Origin of the sequence: Pseudonocardia asaccharolytica DSM 44247 = NBRC 16224, assembly GCF_000423625.1 — a bacterium.
Taxonomy (GTDB): domain Bacteria; phylum Actinomycetota; class Actinomycetes; order Mycobacteriales; family Pseudonocardiaceae; genus Pseudonocardia; species Pseudonocardia asaccharolytica.
Genome location: NZ_AUII01000063.1, coordinates 1 through 2,451 on the forward strand (window position 1 = coordinate 1; position 2,451 = coordinate 2,451).

Below are 2,451 nucleotides of genomic sequence, written 5' to 3' on the forward strand. Positions count from 1 at the left end.
CCGCCGCCTCCGCCCGCCGGTGAGGGCGGACCGACCACCACGGCGGCCTCGGCGCCGACGTCTCCCGCGGCCGACCCGGCCGTCTGACCACCTCGCCGCGAGCGGTGGGGGGAGGGGCCGGAACCGGCGCGGCACGGGAGCCCCTGCGCCGGTTCCGGTCTCGTTCGGATATCGATTCGCGACGTCTGCTCACACTCACGCGCCGCCACCGATAAATGAGCGTGGCCGCGGAAACGCGGCCGGTCGAGGCGGATCGAAGGAGTGTGATAGGCGGTGGCGCGGATGGTGGCGGCGGTCATGGGGATGGAGGCCGCGGCGCTGGTCGTCGCCTACCTTGCGTTCGGTTGGCCGGCATTGCTGATCGGTGCTCCGGCGCTGGTCGGAACCGCGCTGGTGCTGCTGGTCGTGCGGGCCAGCGAGGCGCCGCGGCGGCGGCTGCAGGCCGTGCGGGCGACGCGGTGGGAGTCGCAGGCTCCGCTCCCGGGCGGGCTGATGAGCGGGTTCTTCGAGCTTCCGGCACCGGGCGGGCCGGCGCCGCGGGAGGCGGGGCGCCGACCCGTGCGATCCTGACGGTGTGCTGATCCGTCGGGCCCGGCCCGAGGAAGCCGGCGTGCTCGCCGGGATCGCCGTGCGTTCGAAGGCGTTCTGGCCGTACCCGGCGGACCTCATCGCCCGCTTCGGCCGGACCCTGGGGCTCACGCCGGACGTCATCGCCACGAACGAGGGGTGGGTCGCCGAACGCGACGGCGTGATCCTCGGTTTCTACCTCCTGCTGCACCGCGGCGAACGCGCCATCCTCGACGACCTGTGGCTCGAACCGGCCGAGATCGGCCGGGGTGTCGGCCGCGCGCTGTTCACCCACGCCCGGGACCGTGCTGCGGCGGCCGGCGCGCACGCCCTGGAGTGGGATGCCGAGCCGTACGCCGTCGGGTTCTACGAGCGGATGGGTGGGCGCCGGGTCCGGTTCGTGGACTCCCCGCTGGGCCGGCCGCTGCCGGTGATGCGCCTCGCGCTCGGGTGACCGCGCCTCACACGAGTATTGTCATCAAATGATGATGAATTCTATGCCTCGGAGGTCGAGATGAGAACAACGGTCGCCCTGGACGACGAACTGGTGGCCGAGGCGCAACGCCTTACGGGGACCACCGAGAAGAGCGCGCTAATCCGGCAGGCGCTTCGTGCGTTGATCGAACGCGAGAGCGCTCGGCGTCTAGCGAAGTTGGGCGGTCGCGAGCCCGAGTTGACGGAGGTTCCCAGGCGCCGAACGCCGCCCGCGTGATCCTTGTCGACACCTCGGTCTGGATCGACCACCTTCGGATCGGGCACCCCACGCTGGCGTCGCTGCTCGAAAACGGCCGTGTCTTGAGCCATCCCTGGGTAGCGGGTGAGCTCGCCCTCGGCCACCTCTCCCGACGCCACGAGATCCTGGGACTGCTCGGCAACTTGCCGCAGGCCCAGGTCGCGACCCCCGTCGAGGTGGCAACTCTGATCGAGCGAAGGCGCCTGTTCGGGCTCGGCATCGGCTACGTCGATGCGCAGCTGCTGGCAGCGGTGCTGCTGACAGCAGAAACACGACTGTGGACCCATGACAAGCGCCTTGCTGCGGCGGCATCAGACCTGGGGTTGGCTGCCGAGCTACCGAGTCAGACTTGATCAATCCGTCCAACCCGGACGATTGTCACGGTGCCCATGGGGCACGCTGCAGGTGATGGGGCAGTGGCATAACTGCGGTTCGATCGCGCCGACCGTGCTGGCCACCCACCCAGTGGCTCTGGGTGCGGTGCTCGACACCCGGGGCGGGTCGTGCGTCCGGCCTACGTTACCGCCGGATCGTCGTCGGCGACGTTGACGTGCAGCCGGTCTAGCAGTTGCTCGAGGCTGGCCACCTCCGCACTGGTCAGCCCCCGGCGAAGGCGCCGGTCGTGCGCGATCGCGGTCTCGCGCAACCGGCCGAACAGCTCCTTCCCCGCCGGCGTGAGCTCCACCAGGTGCACCCGACGGTTCGCCGGGTCGCGGCGCCGGGTGACCAGGCCGTTGCGCTCCATCGCGTTGAGGTGGTGGGTGAGGGTCGCGCCCTGGATGCCGACGGCGTTGGCGAGCTCGCGCTGGTTGCCCAGCGCCTGGGTGCGCAGCGACAGCAGGATCAGCCAGACGGGGAGCGAGCCGCCGGCCTCGGCGAGGCGGGCGTCGAACGCGCGGCTCACCGCTCGGGCGGTGCGCGCGAGGGTCAGGCCGATCGGCCGGGAGGCAGGCGGGGGCACCCGGAGACCCTAGCAAGGATTCGACGTCTAACTCATTGACGCCTAATCATTTGATATCTATCGTTCCTGATGCACGCCCGGTCGACCCGAGCTAATGCTGCGTTCCTCAAAGGGAGTACAGGTTGACGAGGGGGGCATGGTGGATCCGGGAGGACGGAGCCATGCCGAAGTTCTTGTCCGCGCGTCCGCC

The 2,451-nt window shown here is 70.4% G+C and carries 5 protein-coding genes; 4 read left to right on the top strand and 1 reads right to left on the bottom strand.

The features are described from left to right. The first annotated feature begins 273 nt into the window (after nt 1-273). From G567_RS0125000 to G567_RS0125015, 4 genes are read left to right on the top strand one after another with little or no spacing between them, the layout of a single operon-like run. Nucleotides 274-570 carry a hypothetical protein gene (locus G567_RS0125000; protein WP_028932057.1) on the top strand — a complete coding sequence of 99 codons (297 nt, stop codon included), beginning with the start codon at nt 274-276 and terminating at the stop codon, nt 568-570. 4 nt (nt 571-574) lie between these two features. Further along, nucleotides 575-1,021, top strand: coding sequence for a GNAT family N-acetyltransferase (locus G567_RS0125005; RefSeq protein ID WP_028932058.1), 447 nt, complete (start codon nt 575-577; stop codon nt 1,019-1,021). A 60-nt stretch (nt 1,022-1,081) separates the two neighbouring features. Next, the gene (locus G567_RS0125010; RefSeq protein WP_028932059.1) at nt 1,082-1,279 is read left to right on the top strand and encodes a type II toxin-antitoxin system VapB family antitoxin; all 198 of its coding nucleotides are present in this window, start codon (nt 1,082-1,084) and stop codon (nt 1,277-1,279) included. Beyond that, the gene (locus tag G567_RS0125015; protein ID WP_028932060.1) at nt 1,276-1,653 is read left to right on the top strand and encodes a type II toxin-antitoxin system VapC family toxin; all 378 of its coding nucleotides are present in this window, start codon (nt 1,276-1,278) and stop codon (nt 1,651-1,653) included. Before G567_RS0125010 ends, G567_RS0125015 begins: the two co-directional genes overlap by 4 nt. Nucleotides 1,654-1,814: 161 nt before the next feature. On the opposite strand, the gene G567_RS0125020 is transcribed toward G567_RS0125015, so the two are convergent. Next, nucleotides 1,815-2,261 carry a MarR family winged helix-turn-helix transcriptional regulator gene (locus G567_RS0125020; protein WP_028932061.1) on the bottom strand — a complete coding sequence of 149 codons (447 nt, stop codon included), beginning with the start codon at nt 2,259-2,261 and terminating at the stop codon, nt 1,815-1,817. Between the last annotated feature and the right edge of the window lie 190 nt (nt 2,262-2,451).